Origin of the sequence: Enterococcus dispar ATCC 51266 (assembly GCF_000406945.1) — a bacterium.
Taxonomy (GTDB): domain Bacteria; phylum Bacillota; class Bacilli; order Lactobacillales; family Enterococcaceae; genus Enterococcus_C; species Enterococcus_C dispar.
On record NZ_KE136354.1, the window covers coordinates 938,662 to 963,580 of the forward strand.

Annotated in this window: 21 protein-coding genes and 1 riboswitch; of the genes, 3 read left to right on the forward strand and 18 right to left on the reverse strand. The window is 38.0% G+C overall.

Features of this window, described 5'->3' with window-relative positions:
- The first annotated feature begins 48 nt into the window (after positions 1 to 48).
- Positions 49 to 121, forward strand: a riboswitch (Fluoride riboswitch).
- A gap of 96 nt (positions 122 to 217) precedes the next feature.
- Positions 218 to 1,492, forward strand: coding sequence for a chloride channel protein (locus tag RK01_RS04500; protein WP_016172094.1), 1,275 nt, complete (start codon positions 218 to 220; stop codon positions 1,490 to 1,492).
- Positions 1,489 to 1,839, forward strand: a complete 351-nt coding sequence (locus tag RK01_RS04505; RefSeq protein WP_016172095.1) for a hypothetical protein — start codon at positions 1,489 to 1,491, stop codon at positions 1,837 to 1,839. The genes RK01_RS04500 and RK01_RS04505 overlap by 4 nt, the downstream gene beginning before the upstream one ends.
- A gap of 122 nt (positions 1,840 to 1,961) precedes the next feature.
- Here the strand turns inward: RK01_RS04505 and nifJ are convergent, their stop codons facing one another.
- The 18 genes from nifJ to RK01_RS04595 all read right to left on the reverse strand — a co-directional run bounded on the left by nifJ (position 1,962) and on the right by RK01_RS04595 (position 22,408).
- The gene (gene nifJ / locus RK01_RS04510) at positions 1,962 to 5,504 is read right to left on the reverse strand and encodes a pyruvate:ferredoxin (flavodoxin) oxidoreductase (protein WP_016172096.1); all 3,543 of its coding nucleotides are present in this window, start codon (positions 5,502 to 5,504) and stop codon (positions 1,962 to 1,964) included.
- 51 nt (positions 5,505 to 5,555) lie between these two features.
- Positions 5,556 to 6,959, reverse strand: a complete 1,404-nt coding sequence (gltA, locus tag RK01_RS04515; protein ID WP_016172097.1) for an NADPH-dependent glutamate synthase — start codon at positions 6,957 to 6,959, stop codon at positions 5,556 to 5,558.
- Complete coding sequence (locus RK01_RS04520) at positions 6,946 to 7,785, reverse strand: sulfide/dihydroorotate dehydrogenase-like FAD/NAD-binding protein (RefSeq protein WP_016172098.1); 840 nt, start codon at positions 7,783 to 7,785, stop codon at positions 6,946 to 6,948. Before RK01_RS04520 ends, gltA begins: the two co-directional genes overlap by 14 nt.
- A gap of 24 nt (positions 7,786 to 7,809) precedes the next feature.
- Positions 7,810 to 8,253: a flavodoxin gene (locus tag RK01_RS04525; RefSeq protein ID WP_016172099.1), complete on the reverse strand. Its 444-nt coding sequence runs from the start codon at positions 8,251 to 8,253 to the stop codon at positions 7,810 to 7,812.
- 349 nt (positions 8,254 to 8,602) lie between these two features.
- Positions 8,603 to 9,541 carry a riboflavin biosynthesis protein RibF gene (ribF, locus tag RK01_RS04530; protein ID WP_016172100.1) on the reverse strand — a complete coding sequence of 313 codons (939 nt, stop codon included), beginning with the start codon at positions 9,539 to 9,541 and terminating at the stop codon, positions 8,603 to 8,605.
- A gap of 4 nt (positions 9,542 to 9,545) precedes the next feature.
- Positions 9,546 to 10,469, reverse strand: coding sequence for a tRNA pseudouridine(55) synthase TruB (gene truB / locus RK01_RS04535; protein WP_016172101.1), 924 nt, complete (start codon positions 10,467 to 10,469; stop codon positions 9,546 to 9,548).
- 97 nt (positions 10,470 to 10,566) lie between these two features.
- Positions 10,567 to 10,914: a 30S ribosome-binding factor RbfA gene (gene rbfA / locus RK01_RS04540; protein ID WP_016172102.1), complete on the reverse strand. Its 348-nt coding sequence runs from the start codon at positions 10,912 to 10,914 to the stop codon at positions 10,567 to 10,569.
- Between the two features lie 21 nt (positions 10,915 to 10,935).
- Positions 10,936 to 13,599 carry a translation initiation factor IF-2 gene (infB, locus tag RK01_RS04545; RefSeq protein ID WP_016172103.1) on the reverse strand — a complete coding sequence of 888 codons (2,664 nt, stop codon included), beginning with the start codon at positions 13,597 to 13,599 and terminating at the stop codon, positions 10,936 to 10,938.
- A 12-nt stretch (positions 13,600 to 13,611) separates the two neighbouring features.
- Entirely contained in the window at positions 13,612 to 13,914 is a 303-nt protein-coding gene (locus RK01_RS04550) for a L7Ae/L30e/S12e/Gadd45 family ribosomal protein (protein WP_034864505.1), read from the reverse strand.
- Entirely contained in the window at positions 13,907 to 14,203 is a 297-nt protein-coding gene (rnpM, locus tag RK01_RS04555) for an RNase P modulator RnpM (RefSeq protein ID WP_016172105.1), read from the reverse strand. Before rnpM ends, RK01_RS04550 begins: the two co-directional genes overlap by 8 nt.
- 15 nt (positions 14,204 to 14,218) lie before the next feature.
- Positions 14,219 to 15,424 (reverse strand): transcription termination factor NusA, encoded by a 1,206-nt coding sequence (gene nusA / locus RK01_RS04560; protein ID WP_016172106.1) that lies wholly within the window; start codon positions 15,422 to 15,424, stop codon positions 14,219 to 14,221.
- Positions 15,425 to 15,442: 18 nt separating this feature from the next.
- Positions 15,443 to 15,916 (reverse strand): ribosome maturation factor RimP, encoded by a 474-nt coding sequence (gene rimP / locus RK01_RS04565; protein WP_016172107.1) that lies wholly within the window; start codon positions 15,914 to 15,916, stop codon positions 15,443 to 15,445.
- Between the two features lie 139 nt (positions 15,917 to 16,055).
- Positions 16,056 to 16,403 (reverse strand): DUF2752 domain-containing protein, encoded by a 348-nt coding sequence (locus RK01_RS04570; protein ID WP_016172108.1) that lies wholly within the window; start codon positions 16,401 to 16,403, stop codon positions 16,056 to 16,058.
- Positions 16,388 to 16,804, reverse strand: a complete 417-nt coding sequence (locus RK01_RS04575) for a DUF4234 domain-containing protein (protein ID WP_016172109.1) — start codon at positions 16,802 to 16,804, stop codon at positions 16,388 to 16,390. The genes RK01_RS04570 and RK01_RS04575 overlap by 16 nt, the downstream gene beginning before the upstream one ends.
- A gap of 160 nt (positions 16,805 to 16,964) precedes the next feature.
- Entirely contained in the window at positions 16,965 to 18,905 is a 1,941-nt protein-coding gene (thrS, locus tag RK01_RS04580; protein WP_016172110.1) for a threonine--tRNA ligase, read from the reverse strand.
- Between the two features lie 289 nt (positions 18,906 to 19,194).
- Positions 19,195 to 19,371: a 2-hydroxymuconate tautomerase gene (locus tag RK01_RS04585; RefSeq protein ID WP_016172111.1), complete on the reverse strand. Its 177-nt coding sequence runs from the start codon at positions 19,369 to 19,371 to the stop codon at positions 19,195 to 19,197.
- Positions 19,372 to 19,645: 274 nt separating this feature from the next.
- Positions 19,646 to 21,436, reverse strand: coding sequence for a heavy metal translocating P-type ATPase (locus tag RK01_RS04590; protein WP_016172112.1), 1,791 nt, complete (start codon positions 21,434 to 21,436; stop codon positions 19,646 to 19,648).
- 111 nt (positions 21,437 to 21,547) lie between these two features.
- Positions 21,548 to 22,408 (reverse strand): aminoglycoside 6-adenylyltransferase, encoded by an 861-nt coding sequence (locus RK01_RS04595; protein ID WP_016172113.1) that lies wholly within the window; start codon positions 22,406 to 22,408, stop codon positions 21,548 to 21,550.
- A 133-nt stretch (positions 22,409 to 22,541) separates the two neighbouring features.
- Between RK01_RS04595 and helD the strand changes: the two genes are divergently transcribed.
- On the forward strand, positions 22,542 to 24,821 hold the full coding sequence (gene helD, locus RK01_RS04600) for an RNA polymerase recycling motor HelD (RefSeq protein WP_016172114.1): 2,280 nt from the start codon (positions 22,542 to 22,544) through the stop codon (positions 24,819 to 24,821).
- Positions 24,822 to 24,919: the final 98 nt, after the last annotated feature.

Genomic DNA, 24,919 nt, shown 5'->3' on the forward strand with positions numbered 1-24,919 from the left:
GAAATTTTCTTGACGTGATGAAATCTTTCCGCTAAACTAACAACAGTTGAATATTCAGGGAATGATGATCTCCCATGGACTTATCCAAAACCGCTATTAAGCTAATGACTTCTACAAGTTTATTTGTAGAACCATTAGCTTTTTTTGTTTTTATTTCATTATTAATAAAAGGAGTCTTTTCCTTGGTATTTAGCAAATCATTTTCAGGAGGATTTCAATGCAAAAGAAAACAAGCGTCACCATAGTAAAAGAAAGTGGAATTTTTTATGGTGCCGTTCTGATAGTCGCCGTAGTAACCGGTAGTGTATCTCATTTTTTATTAGCCGGGCTTACGTGGGTGGGTAATTTTCGGGATAGTCATTCCTATTTATTATATTTATTACCACTTCTTGGTGTACTTACGGCTTATACTTATCAAAACTACGGAAAAAATTCTGACAAAGGAAACAACCTCATTATTGAAAGTATTCAAAAAGAAGCAGAAGTTCCTGTTCGAATGGGAGTTTTTACTTTTATTTTTACCCTTTTATCTCACTTATTCGGAGCTTCAGTTGGTCGTGAAGGCAGTGCTGTTCAAATTGGGGGAGTAATTTCCAATAAGTTAGGCGAGTATCTAAAACTAACTAAGAAAAATCGAAAATTATTAATTCACGCTGGAATTAGTGCAGGTTTTAGTTCAATTTTTGGAACACCTCTGGCTGGAGCCTTTTTTGGCATGGAAATGGCGTATATTGGAAAGATCGAACGAAATGCACTTTTATCCTGTTTTACCGCAGCCTATATCGGAAATTTTACCGCCCTTGCCTGGGGAACGACTCATAGTCACCATTTCATTTCCCCGACAATCAATGTGTCGCCACAATTTATTCTTATCTTTCTTTTGGCTAGCATTCTTTTTGGCCTGGCAGGGCGACTTTTTGCTTATTTAACCCACACTCTAAAAAGGCTCTATCGGCAAATTTTCGGCAACTATTTATTAAGAGCAGTTATTACAGCACTCATTGTCGTTGTTCTAATGATAGTTTTTCAGGGACAAAAGTATGAAGGATTAAGTCTGTGGATGATGGATGATGCTTTTGCCGGCTTAGCAACAATTCCGCAAGCACTCTTTAAATTGCTGTTTACCAGCTTAAGTCTAGGTGCGGGTTTTCAAGGCGGAGAAGTAACACCGTTGTTTGATATTGGGGCTGCTTTAGGTTCGGGAATTGCATCAACTTTCCAATTATCGCCTAGCTTATTTGCCGCTGTTGGTATGATTTGTGTTTTTGGTTGTGCAGCCAATGCACCTTTAACAACTATTATGCTTGGTATTGATTTATTTGGTTCCAAAATGATCCCATTTTATGTGGCAGGGGCATTTATCAGTTATCTTGTATCCGGACATCAAGGCATTTATACTGCACAATTGATCGTACGACCAAAATCTCTTTTTTTACAACATGACAAAGGATATCGCTTATCTGAATTACCTCAAAAAGGAAGTATCAAATGACACCAAATGCTGAGACAATCACTTTGACCAAATTATTTGGTAATAAACGCGTGCATACCATTCATTTCAACAAAACTGGGGCAAAATGCTTCCACATTAAAGTTCACGAAGGAACAATACACGTTTCACACAACCGCTATAGTATGGACAGCGGGAATTGGCTTGATGTGCCTAAAAATGATACTGATACCCAATCTCATCATCTTTTAAAGGCTGGCGAGGAGAAGACTATTCACTATACTATTGGTAAAATATATCATCAGCCCGATAAAATTTTTATTATGAATCATCATCTCTTTCAGTCAGCCCGTTTTTCTATCTATGAGATTACTGCTGAAAATATTTAGTGCTCCCTTGTTTAAGAGAGGTATCATAAATCCGATTAAGAACTTAAAATTATACAAAAATGCCCGCAAAAGTTAGATTTTATCTTCCTTTTGCGGGCATTTTGTATAATGTTCAATATTTTTTATTTCTTCAAATCAGCCAACTGGCTATACACACCAGTTCTTTCTTCCATATCTTGAACTGTTTGTTCAAGCATCTCATCCACTTCTTCGGAAGAAGTTTTGATATTCCGTAAAGCAGAAAAACGTACTTGATTTTCTAAAAATTCATTCATCTTCGTAAAATCAACTTTTTTAAAGTCAATTCGCATTGGATCTTTTCCTTTTTCACGCAAACGTGGATCGTAGCGATACAATTGCCAATAACCACTTTCGACTGCATCTTTGCTTTCTTTAATCGACTGACTCATACCACCTTTTAGTCCGTGATTAATACAAGGAGTATAACCAATTATAATTGAAGGCCCAGGATAGCTTTCTGCTTCCAAAATTGCCTTCAGTGCTTGTTTAGGGTTAGCTTCAATTGAGATTTGTGCAACATAAACATCTTGATAAGCAATCGCCATCATCCCTAAGTCTTTTTTCTTCGTTTTCTTACCACCGGCAGCAAATTTTGCAATTGCAGAAGTTGGCGTAGCTTTTGACATCTGGCCCCCGGTATTTGCATACAGTTCATTATCCATCACAAAGATATTCACATCTGCTCCAGTTGCTAAAACATGATCAATACCAGAATAGCCAATGTCGTAGGCCCAACCATCGCCACCGACAATCCATTGACTTGGTTTAACAAACATATCTTGATATTCTAATAATGGAGCGATAGCAGGAGTATTTGCCTCTGATTTCAAAGCAGCTATGACTTTTGCTGCCCGTTGTTGCGTGCCTTTTCCCTCTTGGGCATGCTCTAACCAATCAACTAATAATGCAGCAGTTTCAGGGGAAACCACATTTTTAGTCAATATGTCTTCGACTGCATTTGCCAAACGTTTCCGTTTGGTTTCATTGGCAATGTACATACCCAAGCCAAATTCTGCATTATCTTCAAATAAAGAATTTGACCACGCAGGTCCACATCCATTGGCGTTAGTAGTATAAGGGGTCGCAGGAGAAGATCCCCCCCATATTGAAGAACAACCTGTCGTATTGGCAATCATCATGCGATCGCCATACAATTGCGTTAATAATTTAATATATGGTGTTTCACCACAACCGGCACAAGCGCCGGAAAATTCTAGCAGCGGCTGCTCAAATTGAGAACCCTTAACAGATTCTTTTTTCACTGGATTTGCTTTTTGACGCAATGTCATAGCAAAAGCCCAGTTCATTGCTTCATCTTTCATCTCTTCGTATGGCCGCATCACCAAAGCTTTACCTTTGGCAGGACAAGCTTCAACACAAAGACCACAGCCGGTACAATCTTCAACTGATACTTGAATACGATATTCCAATCCATCAGCTCCCCGCATCTTACGCGTAATAAAGCCTTCTGGAGCTTCTTGTGCCTCATCTTCATCAGCAAGAAAAGGTCGAATCGCCGCATGGGGACAAATAAAAGCACATTCATTACATTGGGTACAAGCATCTGGCAACCACTGCGGCACTTCTAAAGCAATCCCACGTTTTTCATAAGCGGCAGATCCCATTGCCATCGTGCCACCTAACATGTCGTTGTCCATTAAATCTTTAACAGAAAGGCTGTTGCCTTCTTGGCGATTAATCGGTTCTAAAATATTACGAATATAAGCCGGTTTATTGGAATCCTCTTCGGGCTTTCTAACTCTTACTTGAACGTCTCTCCACTCGCTTGGTACTTCCACTTTTATCAAAGATTCAAATGTTTCATCAATGGCATGCCAGTTATTTTCTACTAATTTCATTGATTTTTTACCGTAAGCATTTTGGACTTCTTGTTTTAATAATGGTAAGAATGTGTTTCGATCCATGATGTCTGTTACTTCAAAGAATGCAGCAGAACAAACCGTATTGATGCGACGTCCTAAACCATTTTTGATAGAAATATCCATCGCGTTGACAATGTAAAAATTAATGTTATGCATAGCCAAATATTTTTTTAAATGACTTGGCAAGTTTTTCTTCACTTTTTCTTCGTCCCAGACAGTATTAAGTAAAAAAGTTCCACCATCTTTTAGTCCTTTTAACAAATCATACTGATGGATATAGGCGCTATTATGACAGGCAATATAGTCAGCAGATTCCACGTTATATGTCGAACGAATTTCATGGTCACCAAAACGCAAATGAGAGATGGTTAAGCCACCTGATTTTTTTGAATCATAGGCAAAGTAAGCTTGGGCATATTGATTGGTATTATTGCCAATAATTTTAATCGCTTGTTTGTTTGCTCCCACTGTACCATCGGAACCAAACCCCCAGAATTTTGCCTGAAAAGTGCTTGGCGCAGTTAAATCCAAAATTTCAGATTGTGGTAAAGACAGGTGGGTAACATCATCTTTAATTCCAATCGTAAAACGGTATTTTAATTGCTCAGGAGGCAGCAACAAATGATCAAAAACAGTCACAATTTGATCTGGCGTTACATCTTTTGATGCAATTCCATAACGACCACCAATAACAATCGGACGATTAACGTGACGGTATAAGACGCTTTGGACATCTAATAATAATGGTTCACCATCAGACCCGGGCTCTTTTGTTCGATCTAAAACAGCAATGCGTTCCACTGTAGAAGGTAAGTTTTTCAACATATTTTCAGCTGGGAAAGGACGATATAAATGAATATTCAAATGCCCTACTTTACGTCCTTGCTTATTTAAATAATCCACCGTTTGCTGAATTGTTGGAGAAACAGAACCCATCGAGATAATAACTTCAGTAGCTGCAGGATCTCCGTAGTAATTGGTTAGATCATAGTCGGTACCGCGTAAGTCATTAATTTTCCCCATATATTTTTGTACTATCGGCAAAATATTATCGTAATATTGATTAACAGTTTCTCTTTGTTGAAAATGAATATCAGGATTTTGAGCAGTACCTGAAACAGTCGGATGATTAGGATTCATTCCGCGCTGACGGAATTTTTGCAATTCTTCCCAATTTACCATTGCCTTTAAATCTTCATAAGCCAATACTTCAATTTTTTGTAATTCGTGACTAGTCCGAAACCCATCAAAGAAGTTCATAAAAGGTAAACTACCTTCAATTGAGGCCAGATGCGCCACAGCAGACAAGTCCATTACTTCTTGCACGCTGGATTCAGCCAACATACAAAAACCCGTTTGTCTTGCTGCCATTACATCGCTGTGATCACCAAAAATGGATAAAGCATTTGTTGACACTGCTCGTGCCGCAACGTGAAACACAGTTGGCAAAAGTTCACCCGCGATTTTAAACATATTTGGAATCATCAAAAGTAAGCCTTGTGATGCTGTATAGGTCGTGGTTAAAACACCTGTTTTTAAGGAACCGTGAACAGTACCAGCTGCGCCTGCTTCTGACTGCAATTCTACTAAATTAACAGGTTCACCAAAAATATTACGTTGTTGGTTAACAGAAGACCATTCATCGACCATTTCCGCCATTGTTGAGCTTGGCGTGATCGGATAGATTGCTGCGACTTCCGTAAAGGCATACGATACGTAAGCTGCGGCGGTATTCCCATCCATCGTTTTCATTTTTTTCATTCCGTTCACCTCACTTAAAGTTATGACAAAAAAGTCATAAATACTTTGCTATTATACATGGAGTTTTTGATTTTGGATATAGCTGTCGATTTGTGTCGCGGCAATTTTTCCAGCGCCCATCGCCAAAATAACTGTTGCAGCTCCAGTAACGATATCTCCACCAGCAAATACACCGGGGATATTAGTTTCACCCGTGCTTGTATTGGCATCAATATAGCCCCACTGGTTAAGTTGTAGTTGCTCAAATGTGTCCAATAAGATGCGATTAGAGCCTTGCCCAATTGCTTCAATGGCAGTATCTGCTTCTACAATAAAGTCACTGTCACAAATCGCTTCGGGACGACGTCTACCCGATTCATCGGGTTCGCCTAATGTCATTTTTACACACTTCACTGCTTTTAATTTTCCCCTACTATCACTAATATATTCAATTGGATTTGTTAACCAATGATAGTGAATACCTTCTTCAATCGAATGATGATATTCTTCTTCTCTGGCTGGCAACTCTTCTTTGGAACGACGATAGATAACCGCAACGTTTTCTGCTCCCAAGCGTTTTGCAGAGCGAGCTGCATCCATTGCCACATTACCACCACCAATGACGACTACATTTTTTGAAGATTGAACAGGCGTATCGTAATTTGGAAAATCATAGGCTTTCATCAAATTGATTCGCGTTAAATATTCACTGGAACTATAAACACCATTTAGCGACGTGCCAGGAATGCCCATAAAATTGGGAGCTCCCGCTCCAACTGCAAGATAGCAGGCATCAAAATCTGCTTGAATTTCCGCCATTGTAATTGTTTTTCCCACGACAACATTGGTTTCAATAGTTACACCTTGGGCAATAATGGATTCAATTTCTTTTTGAACAATTTCTTTAGGTAAACGAAATTCAGGAATTCCATAAGTTAAAACACCACCTGCTGCGTGCAAGGCTTCAAAAATAGTGACGTCATATCCTAATTTAGCTAAGTCGCCAGCGGCAGTTAAGCCAGAAGGTCCAGAGCCAATCACGGCGACTTTTCCTTTATCTTTTGGATTGTTCACTGCTTCCAGCGGTTGTTGCAACGCCCAGTCTGCCACTAAACGTTCTAATTTTCCGATTGCGACCGGTTCAAATTTCTTTGAGCGCCCTAAGCGACACGTCATTTCACATTGTTTTTCTTGCGGACAAACGCGACCACAAATTGCGGGTAAGTTTGTATATTTGCGAAGTACTTCGTGAGCTGCTTGCATATCTCCAGCTTCAATATATTTAATAAAACCCGGTATATCAATCATAACCGGGCAATTTTGAATACAAGGAGCATTTTTACACTGTAAACATCTTGCAGCCTCCAATTGTCCCTCCTCTAAGCTATAGCCTAAAGCAACTTCAGAAAAATTGTGCTTGCGTATTTCAGGAGCTTGCTCACGCATAGGCGTTTTCGTATAACTACGCTTTGCCATTTTGCATTCCTCCTTTAAGTAGGTTAGCAGCAACCTTTTCTTCATTGGAATACTGTTGCATCCGATTAATAAATTCATCCCAATCTACACTAGCACCTAAAAATTCCGGTCCATCGACACAGGCAAACCTGATTTGGTTATCTATCGTAACACGACAACCGCCACACATGCCGGTTCCATCTACCATAATCGGATTTAAAGATACAAAAATAGGGATTCCCGCTTCATTGGCTGTTAAAGTTGAAAACTTCATCATCATACTGGGTCCAATTGCCCATGCAGTGTCAATTTTTTCTTTAGCAAAGATCGCTTTCATAGCATCTGTAACTAGTCCCTTTTCTCCTAAAGAACCATCATCGGTCATTAGATAAAGTTCATCTGAATATTTTTCACATTCCGTTGCTAAAATCATTAAATCTTTGTTTTTAGCCCCTAAAATGGTGATTACTTTATTGTCAGCTTCTTTTAAAGCTTTAATAATTGGAAACAGTGCCGCAATTCCGACACCGCCTCCAACAAGTAATACGGTTCCATATTTTTCAATTTCCGTGGCTTTTCCTAATGGTCCTACTAAGTCAAGTAAACTATCACCGACTTGCAGTTGCGCTAAATCAGCAGTAGATTTACCGATAACTTGGAAAATGAGGCGAACAAGCCCTTTTTTAGAGCATGTATCTACTACTGTTAAAGGAATTCGCTCACCATTATCGTCGATGCGCAAAATAACGAATTGGCCAGCCTGAGCTTTTTGGGCAATCCGTGGTGCTTCAACAAAGATTTCAAATTCGATTGGATTTAATTCGTTTTTCTCAATTATTTTAAACAACGAAAATCAGACTCCTTCTCTAATCTATGCTTTTGTTAAAGCTGTCACAAAAACTTTCAACACCTCTTCATCTTCATCATCGGCATCATTTTCAATTTTAACTAATTGCGCCCCACGTTTTGCACCCGTTTTTTCAAATGCTTGATCAAAATCAACTGCTGCTTGACAGAAGTAATCCGGATATAATTCACTATCACCAGATCCTACAACCCCAAATACTTTTCCATCTAATTCAAAGTCAGGTAAATCATCATAGAAATCTTCTAAATCAAAGGGAACTTCTCCATCACCATCCGTATAAGTTGCCACTACACAAATATCTGCATCTTCAAAGGTTGAATCATCTGCATCATCTGCTTCAACTCTTTCTACGTCAATATCTAAGGCTTTAAAAGCGTCTTCTAGAATTTCTGAAATTCCTTCTGTGTTTCCTGTTGCACTTGCATATACGATTTTTGCTACTGTCATTATTATTCCTCCTCGGATATTCGAAATATTTTTAAATTCAATTCATTATAGTAATTAATACTTAATCACATTTTACTTCATTCCAGATAAGAACTAAACAAAATTTGGCATTTTTTTCAGCTTTCCTTCGCTTATAACAGCCTTTTTTATTCTTAATGTGATTAAATAAGTTCTATTATAACCGATTACCTAAATATGCGGATAATCATTTTGTAATCCCCCGAAAGTCTTTTTTATCTTCAACCTGACATTCATACTGCCCATAGAGCTCTTTTTAACCTTTTTAGCTATCAAAGCATTTTTCGGGTAACTAAAAAGAAGTCTACCTTTTAGTAAACTTCTTTTTAGTTTATTTATTAAAATAGTCTCGGGTATCTTCTTCGTCTTGATTTAGTTGTTTTATTAGACCTTCAGCTCCAGCAAATTTTACTTGCTTGCGAATAAGATGATTAAAGCGAACACGAACAGTTTCACCATAGATGTCTTTATTAAAATCCAGAATAAAAACTTCAACCGTTAGTTTTCTACCTTCGCCAAAAGTATCGTTATGGCCTATTGAGCCCATGGCTTGATACCACTTATCTGCTACTTTGATTTCTGAAACATAAACGCCTTCCATCGGTAAACGTACACTATTTTTAAACCGAATATTTGCGGTGGGATAGCCCAAAGTCCGACCCCTTGCGTCGCCATGAACCACAGTTCCTTCGATTTCATAAATATAGCCGAGTAATTTTGCTACTTCTTCCATATTCCCTTCATCTAATAAATCACGAATTCTGGTTGAGCTAATTTTCTCGCCAGTCAAGGTTTCTTTAGGGATGGTAACAATTTCAAAACGGTCTTTGGCATATTGGGGTAAATGAGCTACGTCTGCGATATCTTTGGGACCATAAGTATAGTCAAACCCACTTACAGCAGCTATGGCATGTAGACCCACAATATACTGGTCTACAAAATCTTGTGGTTTTAAATGAGCAAAATTAGAAGTAAATTCAATTTCGTATAAATAATCCACTCCGAGGTGCTCCATGTGATATTCTTTTTGTTCTAAAGTGGTAAGATACTTTAAATTTTCTCCCTCTTGTTTTTTAAAAACGACAGAAGGATGCTGATTGAAAGTCATTACAGCTAATTTTACCCCTTTTTGTTGCGCTAACTCTTTCCCAGCTAAAATAACCTTTTGATGTCCGCGGTGAACACCATCAAAAAAACCTAAGACAAGTACAACGGGTTCATCAGGAATTTGTTTTTTTGTATAAGGATGATGAATTTGGATAATTTTCACAATATTAGACCTCGGTTCGTAACATTTTTAAAGGCTTTAATTTATTTTTTTCTTTTGGGTTGTTCTCATATAAGGCTACAACTTTGTCTTCATAATATAAAGCAATTGGTTTACTTGGCATTTGTTTAAGACCAAACACATCAGGTGATAATCGCATACCATTTTTTACTTGCTGCCAAATTTTATCGGTAATGGTAACTTTGTCAAAAGACGATATACCATATTCAATCGGTAGTAAATATTCAGTAATAGTATTATTTGCAACCGCATCCGCTACTTGGGCTAAAGTCAGTGCTTGGGCAGGCTTTAGCCCCCCACTTTCCAAACGAGTTAAATCAGACATGTGGGCTGCTGCTCCCAGTTTCTTACCTGTATCTACTGCTAAAGTACGCACATAGGTCCCTTTGCCACAAACAACTTCAAACCGCCAACTTTGGGTTTTATTTTGTTTGTCATATTCTGGTTCACTTGTACGGCAAAAACTATCAATCTGTGCTTTACGTTGTGGTCGTTCTACCTCTAAACCTGCTCGCGCATATTCATATAGACGTTTTCCATTGACTTTAACTGCTGAATACAGCGGTGGAATTTGAATAATTTCTCCTTCCATTTGTTTCATAACGCCATCAATTTCATTCATACTAAAAGGCGTTTCAATCGGCGTTGTCGCTATTACATCACCAGAGGCATCTTCTGTGGTAGTAGCAAAGCCCAACGTAATTTCACCTGTATAAATTTTCCCACTATCTTGCATGAATTCAATCACTTTGGTCCCTTTACCAATACAAATAGGTAAAATGCCATCAACATCTGGATCAAGGGTACCACCATGACCGATTTTTTTTGTTTTTAAAATTTTGCGTAATTTGAACACGCAGTCATGACTGGTCATCCCGCGTTCTTTCCATAAAGCTAAAATGCCGTCCATTCTAACTCCTCGCTATCTCTAAATTCATTTCAACTGCCCCATTATAGCAGAAAAAGAGTCTCTTCAAAAGGTTTCCCTTTTAAAGAGACTCTCATCATTAATCTTTGTGTAAATTACGAATCATTTCGTCGATTTTGTTACCATATTGAACAGAGCTGTCTAATTCAAAAGAGATTTCCGGTGTCTTATATAAAGTTAACCGTTGTCCTAATTCGCGGCGAACTAATCCGCTCGCTTTTTCTAGACCAGCCTGTGCTTTTTCTTTGTCAGAGGCAAGATCAGATAAAATACTATAAAAAATTGTTGCTTGTTGCAAATCCCCAGTTACTCGCACATCCGTAATTGTCACATCTTGAACACGGGGATCGCGAACAGTTTTACGTAAAATATCATTCACTTCTCTTAAAATTTCGTGGGCAACCCGACGATCACGATAATTGGCCATAATTAATCCCCTCCATTTATCTTAGTCGTTTTTAATTTCTTCCATTACATAAGCTTCAACAACATCGTCCACTTTCAAGTCATTGAATTTTTCAATCATAGCACCACATTCAAAACCTTGTCTTACTTCTTTCACGTCGTCTTTAAAACGTTTCAAACTAGCAAGAACACCTTCATAAATAACGATGCCATCACGGATAACCCGTACACCACTATCCCGACGAATAAAGCCATCTGTGACGTAACAACCGGCAATCGTTCCAACTTTTGAAACTTTATATGTTTCACGAACCACCATTTGTCCTGTGATTTTTTCTTCAAATTCAGGATCAAGTAAGCCCTTCATTGCAGTTTCAATTTCTTCGATTGCTTTGTAAATAATGCGGTGTAAACGAATATCAACTGTTTCGGCATCAGCTTGTTGTTTTGCTTGCGGTGTTGGTCGTACGTTGAACCCGATGATAATAGCATTACTTGCTGCTGCTAATGTAACATCACTTTCATTAATGGCACCAACTGCAGAATGGACGATATTAACTCGCACGCCTTCCACTTCAATTTTTTTCAAGGAAGCGGCCAATGCCTCAGCAGAACCTTGTACGTCTGCTTTAATAATAACGTTAACTTCTTTTAATTCGCCTTCTTTTAGGCTTTCAAATAAGTTATCTAATGTCACTCGACTGTTAGAAGCACGTTGTTCCATCAATGCTCGTTTTGCTCGTTCTTCACCGGCCGCACGCGCAGTTTTTTCATCTTCAAAGACAACAAAACGATCGCCGGCTTGTGGTACATCATTTAAACCGGTAATTTCTACTGGCGTAGCTGGTCCAGCCGCTTTATCACGACGACCTAAATCATTCGTCATTACCCGTACACGACCGTAAGTGTTTCCGACTACAATTGGATCGCCAACATGTAAAGTACCTTGTTGCACCAATAATGTCGCAACTGGTCCTTTACCTTTATCTAGCCGTGCTTCAATAACTGTACCAATTGCCCGTTGAGTTGGATCAGCTTTTAAGTCTTCCACTTCAGCAACTAAAACGATCATTTCTAATAATTCGTCAATATTTTGGCCGAATTTTGCTGAAATTTCTACAAAAATTGTATCGCCGCCCCAGCTTTCAGGAATTAACTCATATTCACTTAACTCTTGCATCACGTGTTGTGGATTAGCACCAGGTTTATCAATTTTATTAACTGCCACGATAATTGGCACTTTCGCCGCTTTCGCATGGTTAATTGCCTCAACCGTCTGTGGCATAACACCGTCATCTGCTGCCACTACTAAAATAGTAATATCTGTAATACTTGCCCCACGTGCCCGCATACTTGTAAAGGCTGCGTGCCCTGGTGTATCTAAGAAAGTAATTGGTTTGCCGTCAATATCAATTTGATAGGCACCAATATGCTGTGTAATACCACCGGCTTCTCCACTTGTTACACGGGAATGACGCAATGTATCAAGTAACGTTGTCTTACCATGGTCAACGTGTCCCATAATTGTAACAACGGGTGGACGCGGTACTAAGTTTTCTTCTACCACTTCTTCTGGCTCAAAGAACTTATCGATATCTGCAATATCTACCTGTACTTTTTCTTGTGCTTCAATTCCATAGTCAGTTGCTAAAAGTTCAATTGTATCTTTGTCCAATGCTTGGTTTTGGTTCACCATAACGCCCATCATAAATAACTTCTTGATGATTTCTGCTGGTTCGCGGTGAATTTTTTTAGCAATATCCGCTACATTCATACCTTCTGTATATTCTAATACTTCTGGTAATTCCCGGAATTTACGAGGTGGTACTGCCGGTTTGTTGGAAACTTGTTGTTTTCCTTTTTTACCTTTTTTCTTGAATCTATTTCGATTTTGTTGGTAACCGCCTTGGCGATTTTGTTGTCCGTAATTCTTGTTACGATTATCGTTACCACGATTACCCGCTTTATTGCCATCTGCTTTAGCAGCTGGTTGATTATTAGTAGGTTTCGCTGCCGGTTTGTTGGTATTAGGAGCTGGTTTTGTTGCTGGACGTTGTTGTGCAGCAGGTTTTTGTGTTGTTGTTTTTTGATTTTGTGTTTTTTGTTGCGGAGCTTGTTGAGCTGGTTTTGATTGTCCAGTTTGATTACTCCGTTTTTGATTATTATTATTAATAGGCTTTTGATCCTCCGTCTTTTTGTTCACTACTGGCTTGTTAACCGGTGCAGCTTTTTGTGGTGTGTTTTCTGTTCTTGATGGAGCAGATTTTGCTGCTGGTGCTGCCGTATTATTGGAACGGTTGTTTTGTGATACTTGTTTATTCACTACCCCTTGTTGGCGGTTTTGATTCTGTTGATTTCGTTGTTGCCCTTGATTGTTCCCTTTATTTTGACTTTGGCCTTGTTTGTGGCCTTGTTTCGTAGATGGATTATTCCGATTTTGAAATTTTGGATTATTCCGTTGGGTAACAAATTTCTTATGTTCAGGTTTCTTTGCTTCATCTGGGTTAGCTGGTTGGGATGCAGGTTTTGGAGCATTGCCAGTACTTTCATTTACACCAACTGCTTGGCGTAACTTTTTCTCCTCAGTATCTGAGATTGCTCCCATATGATTTTTCACATCAAATCCTAAAGATTGTGCCTTATCCACTAATTCTTTACTTGATTTGTTGATTTCTTTTGCAAGTTCATAAATTCGTTTTTTTCCCATGCAATCACCTTCCTAACCTTGTATTAATTCTCCTATCTTTTTGGCAAAGCCTCCATCCAAAATACCAATGACCATCCGTGGCTTGCCGATCGCACCTCCAATTTCCAAGGCGGTTAAACGATCATTATAGGGAATTTTATAATAAGTGCACTTATCACTTATATTTTTATGGGTATTTTTACCAGCATCAGCGGCAATTAATACCAAACGTGCTTTGTTGCGGCGAATCTCTTTTAATGTCAGTTCTTCGCCAGTGACCAACTTGCCAGCGCGCATTGCTAAACCTAACATGTTCAATACCTTGTTTTTATCCATTACCAAATAACTCACGACGGGCTTTTTGGTGGGTAACATAATCAAGAAGTTCTTGATAAAACGCATCGGTTAAAGTCGTTTCCAACACACGGTCCAAAATCTTTTTATCCCAGGCTTTTTGCACTTCTGCTGGTTCAATGGCAACATAAGCGCCACGGCCGGGCATTTTGCCAGTCGGATCAATTGAAACTTCTCCTTCTTTAGACCGCGTAATGCGAATTAATTCTTTTTTTGGTTTCATTTCACCGGAAACAACGGATTTACGTAAAGGAATCTTTCGTTTCTTCATGAAATCGCCTCCTGGTTAATCCTCTTTTTCTTCATCAAACGCGATATTTTCGTAATCATCACTCGTCATAGCGCTATTTTCAATCACTTCGTCAACAGAATCTGTTTCATTTACACCTGCAGTTTCTTCATTCGTGAATTCACCTTCATCAATATAATCGCCTTCTTCTAATTTGGCATAAAATTCTTCCATATCAGATTCAGCCTTAATATCAATTTTATAACCGGTCAATTTTGCCGCTAAACGGGCATTTTGTCCTCTTTTACCAATTGCAAGTGAAAGTTGATAATCGGGCACAACAACTGTACAAGCGCGAGGATTATCTAAATCAAAGATAACGTCTTGTGCTTCAGCAGGATTTAGCGCATTGGCAATATAAATTGCTGGATCTTCATCCCATTCAACGATATCCATGTTTTCACCTTTTAATTCGTTGACAATTGCTTGAACCCGCTGACCTTTAGGACCGACACACGTTCCTACAGGGTCAATATTAGGATCATCTGATCGTACTGCAACTTTTGAACGATCCCCAGCTTCTCTGGCAATGCTAACAATCTCCACAGTACCATCATAAACTTCTGGCACTTCTTGTTCAAATAAACGACGCAATAAATCTGGATGAGAACGACTAACAAAGACTTGCGGACCTTTGGAAGTATTTTCCACGCGAGAAACATACACTTTAATACGATCATGGGGTTGATAAAATTCGTTTGGCATTTGATCTTGTTTAGACAAAACGGCCTCTATCTTACCCAAGTTTACATAAATGTAGCGATTGTCTTGACGTTCTACGATGCCTTGCATAATATCTTTTTCATAAGCTGAAAATTCATTATAAATAATGGTTCTTTCTGCTTCTCTGACACGTTGTAAAATAACTTGTTTCGCTGTTTGAGCAGCAATTCGACCAAAATCTTTGGGTGTTACTTCAAAACGGATCTTGTCGCCAATTTCATAAGCTGGATTGATTTTGATTGCTTCTTTTAAAGATACTTCTAATTGGGAATCCATGACTTCTTCTGTTACTTCTTTAACAGCATAAACATGAATGTCGCCTTTTTTTTGGTTAAATTCAACTTCCACATTTTGGGCTTGTCCATAATGACGTTTGTAAGCAGAAACCAAGGCGGCTTCTAACGCTTCAATCACGATTTCTTTTGAGATGCCTTTTTCAGCTTCCAATGCATCTAATGCATTTAACATTTCTTTACTCATCTGCTTGTGACTCCTTTTTTAAAATTGAATAGCTAAGCGAGCTTTGGCAATATTTTTGCGGTCAAAAGATAACTCTTTTTCCCGTGTTTTAATTCGAATTTTTAAAACAAGTTCCGTTTCATTTAGAGAAACTAAAAATCCTTCGTATTGTTTTTGACCATCGACTGCTTGATATAATGAAATATTGATGTATTCGCCTAAAGCCTTTTTATAATCAGCTTCTTTTTTCAACGGTCTTTCGGCACCAGGAGATGACACCTCTAGAAAGTAAGCTTGGGGAATCGGATCAGGATCCATACTATCCAATTTCTCACTTAATTTTTCACTTACATAGGCACATTCTTCAATATCAATGCCGCCTTCTTTATCGATGAATACTCGCAAAAACCAGTTTTTACCTTCTTTAACAAACTCTACTTCGACTAATTCAAAATTTTGTTCATCTAAAATTGGAGTAACCAAACCAGTTACTGTCTCTACAACTGTACTCAACAACCATCGCCTCCTTAGACCAATTCTTTTCATTAAAAAGAGTGAGGGAAAAAATCCCTCACTCCACTAAGTATCATTACCGTTACATATTCTAACACATTTTTTTGAAAATCACAACTGAAAGCAGAAATAGCGTTATTTAAGGAGCAAAAATTTTCCATATTTTCGACAAAAAGGCATTCGAATTGAAATCCAAGGGAACTTGATTTGGAAAAAGATGAACCATTCGATAAAAATAGACACCTAAAAACAGGACAGCAATTCCAATCCACCAATATTTATTAGTCAAAATTTTGGCTATGGTTGGCTTTTTCAAACTAATTCCGTATAGCACAACCAATAAAATAATTACCCAAAACAGCGGATGATAATAAAATGCTGTCGTGATCTCTCCTTGCGCTAAATGAACAAAAGCGCGCGTCATCCCACAAACAGGGCAAGGCAGACCTGTCACAGCTTTTAAAGGACATTCTAATAATCCGACCATTCATCGTCTCCTGTTGTATTCAGACCAGACACTTCTATATTTAAATGTTCATAAACATCATTTAAATCTGCTTGCAAAATTGCCATATTGATAACCGATAAACCAAAAATACGTAACACGATAAATAGTAGTCTATTGTCACTGCGGTAAGGTCGCAAAGCTTGTGCTTGGGCAGCCATCACAAGATCATTGATGCGATACCACCAATAAAACATATAAAGTCCACAGGTAATAAGTCCAAAAAGTAATGTCCATCCCGGTCTTAAGCGATAATCATCGGTTAATTCATTTAAGTCCTTAGTGGTAGTGTAAATAAAATAGATACCGTAAATACCACCTGTTAAAAGTGTAAATAAAATTACCGCTATTACAGAGCGTTTTTGCCATTTTTTTTGCGCCATAATTCCTACTTCCTTTCACGTCTTTCATTATGTAAAAGAAGCTGCCGCCTCTTTAACTGTTTTGGATAAAAATAATTTATTCCTGTTTGAAAATTCTTCAGAACTTTCTCAAATTACTTTACCATAAAAAAGTTAAATAAGGCTAAACAGCTTCAAAAAATTACACGCGACTGTAGTTGGCTACTTCAGCTACAATAGAGTCGACAAAAATATTTAATTCTTCAACTGCAGTATCTTTACTTCCGTAACGACGTACGTTCACAGTTGCATCTTTTACTTCGTTATCTCCCACAACAAGTTGATATGGAATTTTTTGTGTTTGAGATGCACGAATTTTATAGCCCATTTTTTCGTTCCGGTCATCTACTTCCACTCGAATCCCTTTTGCTTGTAAACGCTCCTTGATTTCATAAGCATAATCAGAATGTGCGTCGACAGAAACGGGAATGATTGTTGCTTGAATTGGTGCTAACCAAGTTGGAAATGCGCCTTTGTATACTTCTGTTAAATAAGCGACAAAGCGTTCCATTGTTGAAACAATCCCTCGGTGAATAACAACAGGGCGGTGAGTGTTTTCGCCGTCTTCTCCCACATAAGTTAACTCAAAACGTTCTGGTAATAAGAAGTCCAATTGAATAGTCGATAACGTCTCTTCCATTCCCATGGCAGTTTTAACTTGAACATCAAGTTTTGGACCATAAAATGCAGCTTCGCCTTCTGCTTCAAAATAATCCAAACCAAGTTCGTCCATGGCCGCTTTTAACATTGTTTGGGCATTATCCCACATCGCATCATCGTCAAAGTATTTTTCAGTATTGTTAGGATCCCGATAGCTTAAGCGGAAACGATAATCTGTTACATTAAAGTCAGCATAAACGTTTACCATTAAATCAAGTGTCCGTTTAAATTCATCTTTAATTTGATCGGGACGCACGAAAGTATGACCATCATTTAACGTCATTTCCCGTACCCGTTGCAATCCAGACAAGGCACCCGATTTTTCATACCGGTGCATCATGCCAAGTTCTGCAATCCGGATTGGTAATTCGCGGTAAGAATGAATATCATTTTTATAGACCATCATGTGATGAGGACAATTCATTGGACGTAAAACGAGCATTTCACCATCCCCCATATCCATTGGTGGAAACATATCTTCATGGTAATGATCCCAGTGCCCAGAAGTCTTATACAAATCGACATTAGCCATAATTGGTGTATAAACGTGTTGATAGCCTAAACTTACTTCTTTATCAATAATATAGCGTTCAATAATACGACGAATTGTAGCACCTTTTGGTAACCAGAAAGGAAGTCCGGCACCAACTTCAGGCGAAACCATAAACAAGTCCAATTCTTTTCCTAGTTTACGGTGATCACGTTCTTTTGCTTCTTCTCTTTGTTTAATAAATTCTTTTAAGTCTTTTTTATCAAAGAAAGCTGTTCCATAAATACGTTGCATCATATGGTTGTCAGAATTCCCCCGCCAATAAGCACCTGCAACAGATAATAGTTTGAAAACTTGAATACGACCAGTTGAAGGAACGTGTGGGCCACGACACAAATCGACAAATTCTCCTTGACGATAGGCTGTAATTGTTTCATCTTCTGGCATTTCATTAATTAATTCGACTTTATAAGGATCTGCTTGAAATAAATCCAACGCTTCAGCTTTTGATAAAACCAAACGTTCAATTGGTAGATTTTCTTTCACAATTTTCATCATTTCTGTTTCAATAGCAGGCAAATCTTCGGCTGTAATTGGCTGTTGACCGTTATCAGTATCATAGTAAAAACCACTATCAATAGCAGGACCTACGCCAAAGTGAATATTGGGAAATAAACGACGTGCTGCTTGTGCCATCAAATGTGCAGCAGAATGACGAAGTAAAGGCAACGCTTCTTCATCAGCAGGTGTGATAATTGCTAAGGTTGCATCTTCATTAATAGGACGATTTAAATCTACTAATTCACCATTAACTTTTCCTGCCAAAGCCTTTTTTGCCAAACTGTTAGAAATGCTAGCTGCAATATCTTTAATTGTACTACCTGATTCAAACTCTTTTTTTGCGCCATCAGGAAATGTAATTGTAATTGCCATAAATAATTCCTCCTTAAATAATAAAAAAAGTCCTAGTGCTGTAATAGCACTAGGACGTAATTAACGTGGTTCCACCTAATTTTAAGACATATATAATTGCCTTCTCTTTTGCAAGTAACGGTTGCGTCCGCCTGAGATTAATCAGGAATGCGTAAAGTGGTCATCATCTGGTTTTCTGTTGGAAAACTTTCAGCAGTTGTCTTCCTCTCTGTGACAGACTCTCAAAATCAGTTGGCTTTACAAGTTGACTATATTTAAACACTTCTTTTGAAAAAATGCAAGAATGAACTTACTTAAATTCCCCATTAACAGCATAGGTTCCTTTTTTCATTTCATTAATAATAACATGAATATGTTCTTTTGGCGCACCGGTATTCTTATGGACAGCGTCGGTAATATCTTTCATCATCGCTGTTAATTGTTCAGTACTGCGTCCTTCCACTAGCTCAACATGAATAAATGGCATATCTTTCACTTCCTTTTTAGTCTAACTCTATTTTAACCATAAAAGAATTGAAATGTCTCACCTAAAACTGATATTTTTTCATAAAATTTAAGACTGTATTGTCGATATTGGCTGGTAAAGAACTTTTATGCATTTTACCCAAATGGGGAATGAATGATTTTCGATATCTTCAGTAACAATATTTCATTCGCTAAGAAACAAATTTAATGTCGAATCTTTCTTTACAGAATCTGTTTAATCGTATTCACCTCTTCTTACATGCTCTTTAGCAATTTTAAGTATTACGATCGTTTTTAGCCCGTAAGGCACTCAAAATGGAGACCGTATCAACCACCTCTTGTAACATCGCACCGATTAGCGCAGGAATCACACCCGTACTAGCAACTAGCATCAACCCAACACAGATAAAAATTCCGATTAAAACTGATTGTCGGGCGATTTTCATTGTATCTTGCGAGATACTGACAGCCGCGGCCACTCTACTTAAATCATCTTTCAAAATCACAGCATCGGCACTTTCAGAAGCGGCTGAAGAACCGTGAGCCCCCATAGCAATACCGACATCAGCAATCGCTAAAGCCGGGGCATCATTAATTCCGTCACCTATCATAACTAATGGACGCTGCTCTTTGGAAACATTTTTTAAAACGTTAATTTTATCTTGTGGGAGGCATTCGGCATGAACTTCTTTAATTCCAACTGCGGCAGCTGTTAATTCTGCAATACCTTTACGATCTCCAGTTAACATAATTTCTTTATCGACACCTAAATTACGTAATTGCGTAATAGTCGTTTTGGCTTCTGTTCGTATTTCATCGGCAAAAGTTACACTACCGATGTATTGATCATCCAATGAGGCAAAAATCATTGTCGCATCACCGGCAGTAACTGTAGCATGAGCAAATTCAGCTCGCCCAATTTTGATGACTTTTCCGTCAATTTCCCCTTTTACCCCAGAGCCTACAACTTCTTCTAGATTCTTAACAGGTACCAACTCAACACGTTTAGTCGCATATGAAACAAGTGATCTAGCTAAAATATGCAGTGATTCTTGTTCTGCACTGGCAAGATAACTTAAAAATTTATCTTCAGGAAAACCAACTATAGGATTTACCGCTTCCACGGTTAATTGGCCTTTTGTAATAGTCCCTGTTTTATCAAAGGCAATGGTTTTTGCTCCTGCAAGTTTTTCAATCGTGGTCCCAGTTTTAACTACAATTCCGTTACGACTAGAGCGACTCATCCCTGCTACTAACGCCACTGGTGCAGCTAAAATCAATGGACAAGGAGAAGCAACGACTAAGACTTCAGCAAAACGAACGGGGTCTTTGGTAAGAAACCACGCCACTCCGCCAATTAAATACGCAATTGCAGTAAATGGAACGGCATAACGATCTGCCATCCGCACAAAATGAGCGGGTTTTTCTTGTGATTCTTTTACAAGTTTAACGATTTGTTGATATTGGGAATCTTCCGCCAAGGAAGTAACTTGATAGAGTAAAGTTCCTTCACCATTAATAGCACCAGACATAATTTCATCTCCGATACTTTTATCAACGGGGCGCGACTCACCAGTTAAGGAAGATTCATCAACACTGCCTTCTTGCAAGGCAGCTCCATCAACGGGTACAATTTCATGGGGTTTTACCACTAAAATGTCCCCTACTTTAACCTTATCCAAAGTTAAATCTTCTAGACGATCACCATTTTTTCGGTGCGCAATTTGGGGTGAATTATCTAATAAAGACTGTAACTCACGGCCAGCTTGGCGGCTGGCATAATCTTCTAAACTATCCCCACCTGTCAACATAATTAAAATCATCAAACTTGCCCAATATTCTCCCACAGCTAAAGTGGCAACAATGGCCGTAATCGCCAAAATATCTACTCCATAACGTCCAGATCGCAATGTTTTTACCATTTCGATTAACATTGTAAAAGCCATAATACCGCCCACAATTGTCACCAGCAGATAGGCCCACTGCCCTTGTTTAAACCCAAATTCAAACAGGCAGGCTAATGCACCTACAACCAATGTTAAAAAGAATTTTTTAAAATGACTCATTTTCATCCCTACTTTCCCCACTTGAATTACTCAAGCTTCATTTATAGGATAACTTTCTTATTTTGAAATGAAAATGAAAAAGGGCTAAATGAAAAAAAGAATCATTTACAATTAGCCGATATTACTCACGAGATGCCATTGTTGGCAATAGTTTTGAACAGAAATTGCCGTTTTTGCATCATACGAAAATCCGGTAATCGAAGCAAGTTTTAACGCGGTTTCATGAAAAATTTTTTGTGTTTTATCAAGACTCTGCCAAATTTTTTCATTCGTGGTAAAATCCATCAACTCTAATAATAGCTGTTGCGTTTGCTCGTTGAGATACTTTAGTAAATATTTGTCATTTTTACCAATACTAATGGTGAATCGGTGTTCAAAAGCAACTTGCCAACTTAGTAAGCGCCGTAATTCCTTCTGACAAATGCCATAAAGGTGATCTGTAGCATATAAGGTTTCTTGGCGCCATAATCCTTTGACAATATAAGTCGATACCCACCAAAACTCATTGCAACAATCTGCAAACTCCTCCTGACTAGGGGGCATTAAAAGATACCCAGCAGCATTCGTTTTTTTTAAATCAGAAAGTAGGTTTTGGGGATCCCATAAGGGCATGACGATTTTTTCTGTTTTTAACCAGTCGGACAGGCTTTTTATAGGACAAAGCAGCAAATCAATGCGATTATTATCAGTAAACAACATTAAAAATGTAAAACAGTCTCCTAATGTAGCCGGAAATAATGTCATCTCTTCTGGACATTGCATAATTAAGATTTCACCAAAATCTTTTAGCCAACTGCGCTCTTTTAATAAACTCTCTTTTTCATCAACCACGTATACAATGTCATAGTCTTGAAATATATCTTTTGGTGCTTGCGGATTAACCCGCGATCCAGAAATTGCCACTGCTTTAACCTGAGGTAAATTTTTAGCTACTTGTTTTATTCGGGCTAACATTTCTTTTTCCGTACGCATTTTCTCTTCCTTTCTCATTTACATAAAAATTTAGAAAATCTTTGAAAGATGTAACCTTTTTTTCATAGCCGAACTTGTGCTATAATTTTATGGCGTGATTTTATCACACACTTACGGAATGGAGGCTTGTTTTATGGATGAACGTGCCAAAGAGCAACAGCATGTCACTCGAACTATTGCGCTCATTTACAATGAGCAAAAAGTAATTAAAGAACAACAACAACAATTAACTGGCAAAATGCAAGCTGAATTAAAAGAAGTCGCCGATCATCAAATTCGTGGTGGTTCAAATGAATCTTTTTATGAATCTGCTGTCGAGTATCGGCAACATGAACAAGAATTATTACTCAAATATCACACCGCTGAAAGTCAGGCAAAACGATTAAAAACGCTTTATGCAATGGCGGGAAATCCTTATTTTGCGCGTATTGATTTTAAAGAAGGCCAAGAAAATAAGGAGACTCTTTATCTGGGTATTGCCTCTTTGCGGGATAAAAATCAAGAAACAATTGTAATCGATTGGCGGGCCCCCATTGCCAATCTTTATTACGAAGGTGAGCTGGGGCCGGCTTTTTATGAAACCGATCACGACCGCTATGAGGTAGAACTTTTATTAAAACGACAATTCAAAGTTCAAGATGGCCAGATGCTTTCTATGGTAGACACTTCTGAAGTGATTAATGATGAATTTTTATTAGAAATTTTAGATGAAGCCTCTTCTTCTCAAATGAAAAATATTGTCTCCACTATTCAAAAAGCGCAAAATAGAATCATTCGGAATACCACCAGTAAAGTAATGTTAATTGAAGGCATCGCCGGTAGCGGTAAAACTTCGGCCCTTTTACAGCGAATTGCTTTTCTGTTATATCGGAATCGTAAATGGCTGGCAGATGAACAAGTTCTTTTATTTTCACCTAACCACTTATTTTCTGATTATATTTCAATGGTTTTACCTTCGCTTGGGGAAAGCACAGTCCCAACTCGGACGTTCCGCTCTTTTATGGACCAATTGTTACCACAATTTACTATTGAAAAAGAGGCCGAGCAAGAAGATGTCTTTTTATCAGGTAATGAAAAGCACAGCGAACGGTTAAAAAGCAGTTTGGTTTTAGTAAATGCAAGTAAAAAATATATTCAAGCAATTACGGAATTGGGGCCGCTGTTTCGCAATTTGAAAGTCAATGGGCAAACTTTAATTTCTACTAAGCAGATGCGAACTTGGTATCAAGAAACAAACCCAAATTTGCCTCTTTATCAACGCACACAACTATTGCAGACAAAATTATTGAAAAAAGTTGGCGGCCTTCAAAAAGATGAAGCCAAAAAGACTTGGGTAAAAGACGCAGCCGAAGAAGAGTTGCAACAATATTTTGCAGATCATCCTAACCTTACTGACTCCGAAGAAAACGAACGAAAATTACGGAATCAAATCAAAAAACAAATTGTAAAACGGCATTTTCGCAGTATGGTTAAAAGTATCCATCGTTTTCAATTTATTAACTTTTCTAAACAATATTTGCACTTTTTACAAAACGTTTCTAAAAAAACTTTGGCAGAAAACCATGTGACAGAAAATCAATGGCAAAAAAGTTGGGAAGATACTCGCGAATTGTTAAAAAATCGTCTTTTAAAACAAGAAGATGCCGTTTTATTCTTTTTACTCTTAAAAGGGTTGCGGCCAATCGACCTTCCTGTTCAAGCCCGCTTTATTTTTATTGATGAAATGCAAGATTTTCCCCCAGCTCAAGTTGCCTTATTACGAGAACTTTATCCTCAAGCTAACCTTACCTTGTGTGGGGATTTAAATCAAAAGGTTTTTGGTAACGAAACGATTGTAGGCAATCTATCTGCTCTTTTTCCAAATCAAGAAGTGACCCGTTATCAGTTAACGACTAGTTACCGTTCAACAAAAGAAATCACAGACTTTGCTAATCAGTTTTTATCTAAAGAAGATGCAGTGGAAATGACCGCCCGAAAAGGTGATTTGCCAACCTTGGTTACTGGTTTTAATAAAACACAATGCCTTGATTATTTGAAAAACGATTTACAAACAAATGAAGCAAAAGCAAAATACTGGCGTACTGCCATTATTTGTCGCACGAGTCAAGAGTGTATCGCACTCTATGAAGCATTAGATGAAAAAATGCAACAAGAAATACAATTAATCGTTTCAGAAGAAGACTTTATGAAACGACGAATTATGATTATTCCTGCCTATTTAGCAAAAGGATTGGAATTTGATCGCGTCTATGCATGGCAAATTGACGATAGCTTTAAAACAACACAAGATCGCTTAATTTTTTATACAATTGCTACCCGGGCAATGCATGAACTGACAGTTATTAGTCATGAACCCCTCTCACCATTTTTTGAAACCGCAGATCCATTAACTTTTAATAAAATTATTTTATAAAATATTGTACGTCTAATTAATTGCTAAAAAATACCCAAACTATCACAGACTGCTTACTTGTCTTATCGACTTTAAAAGTAGGTCCTTGCAATAGTTTG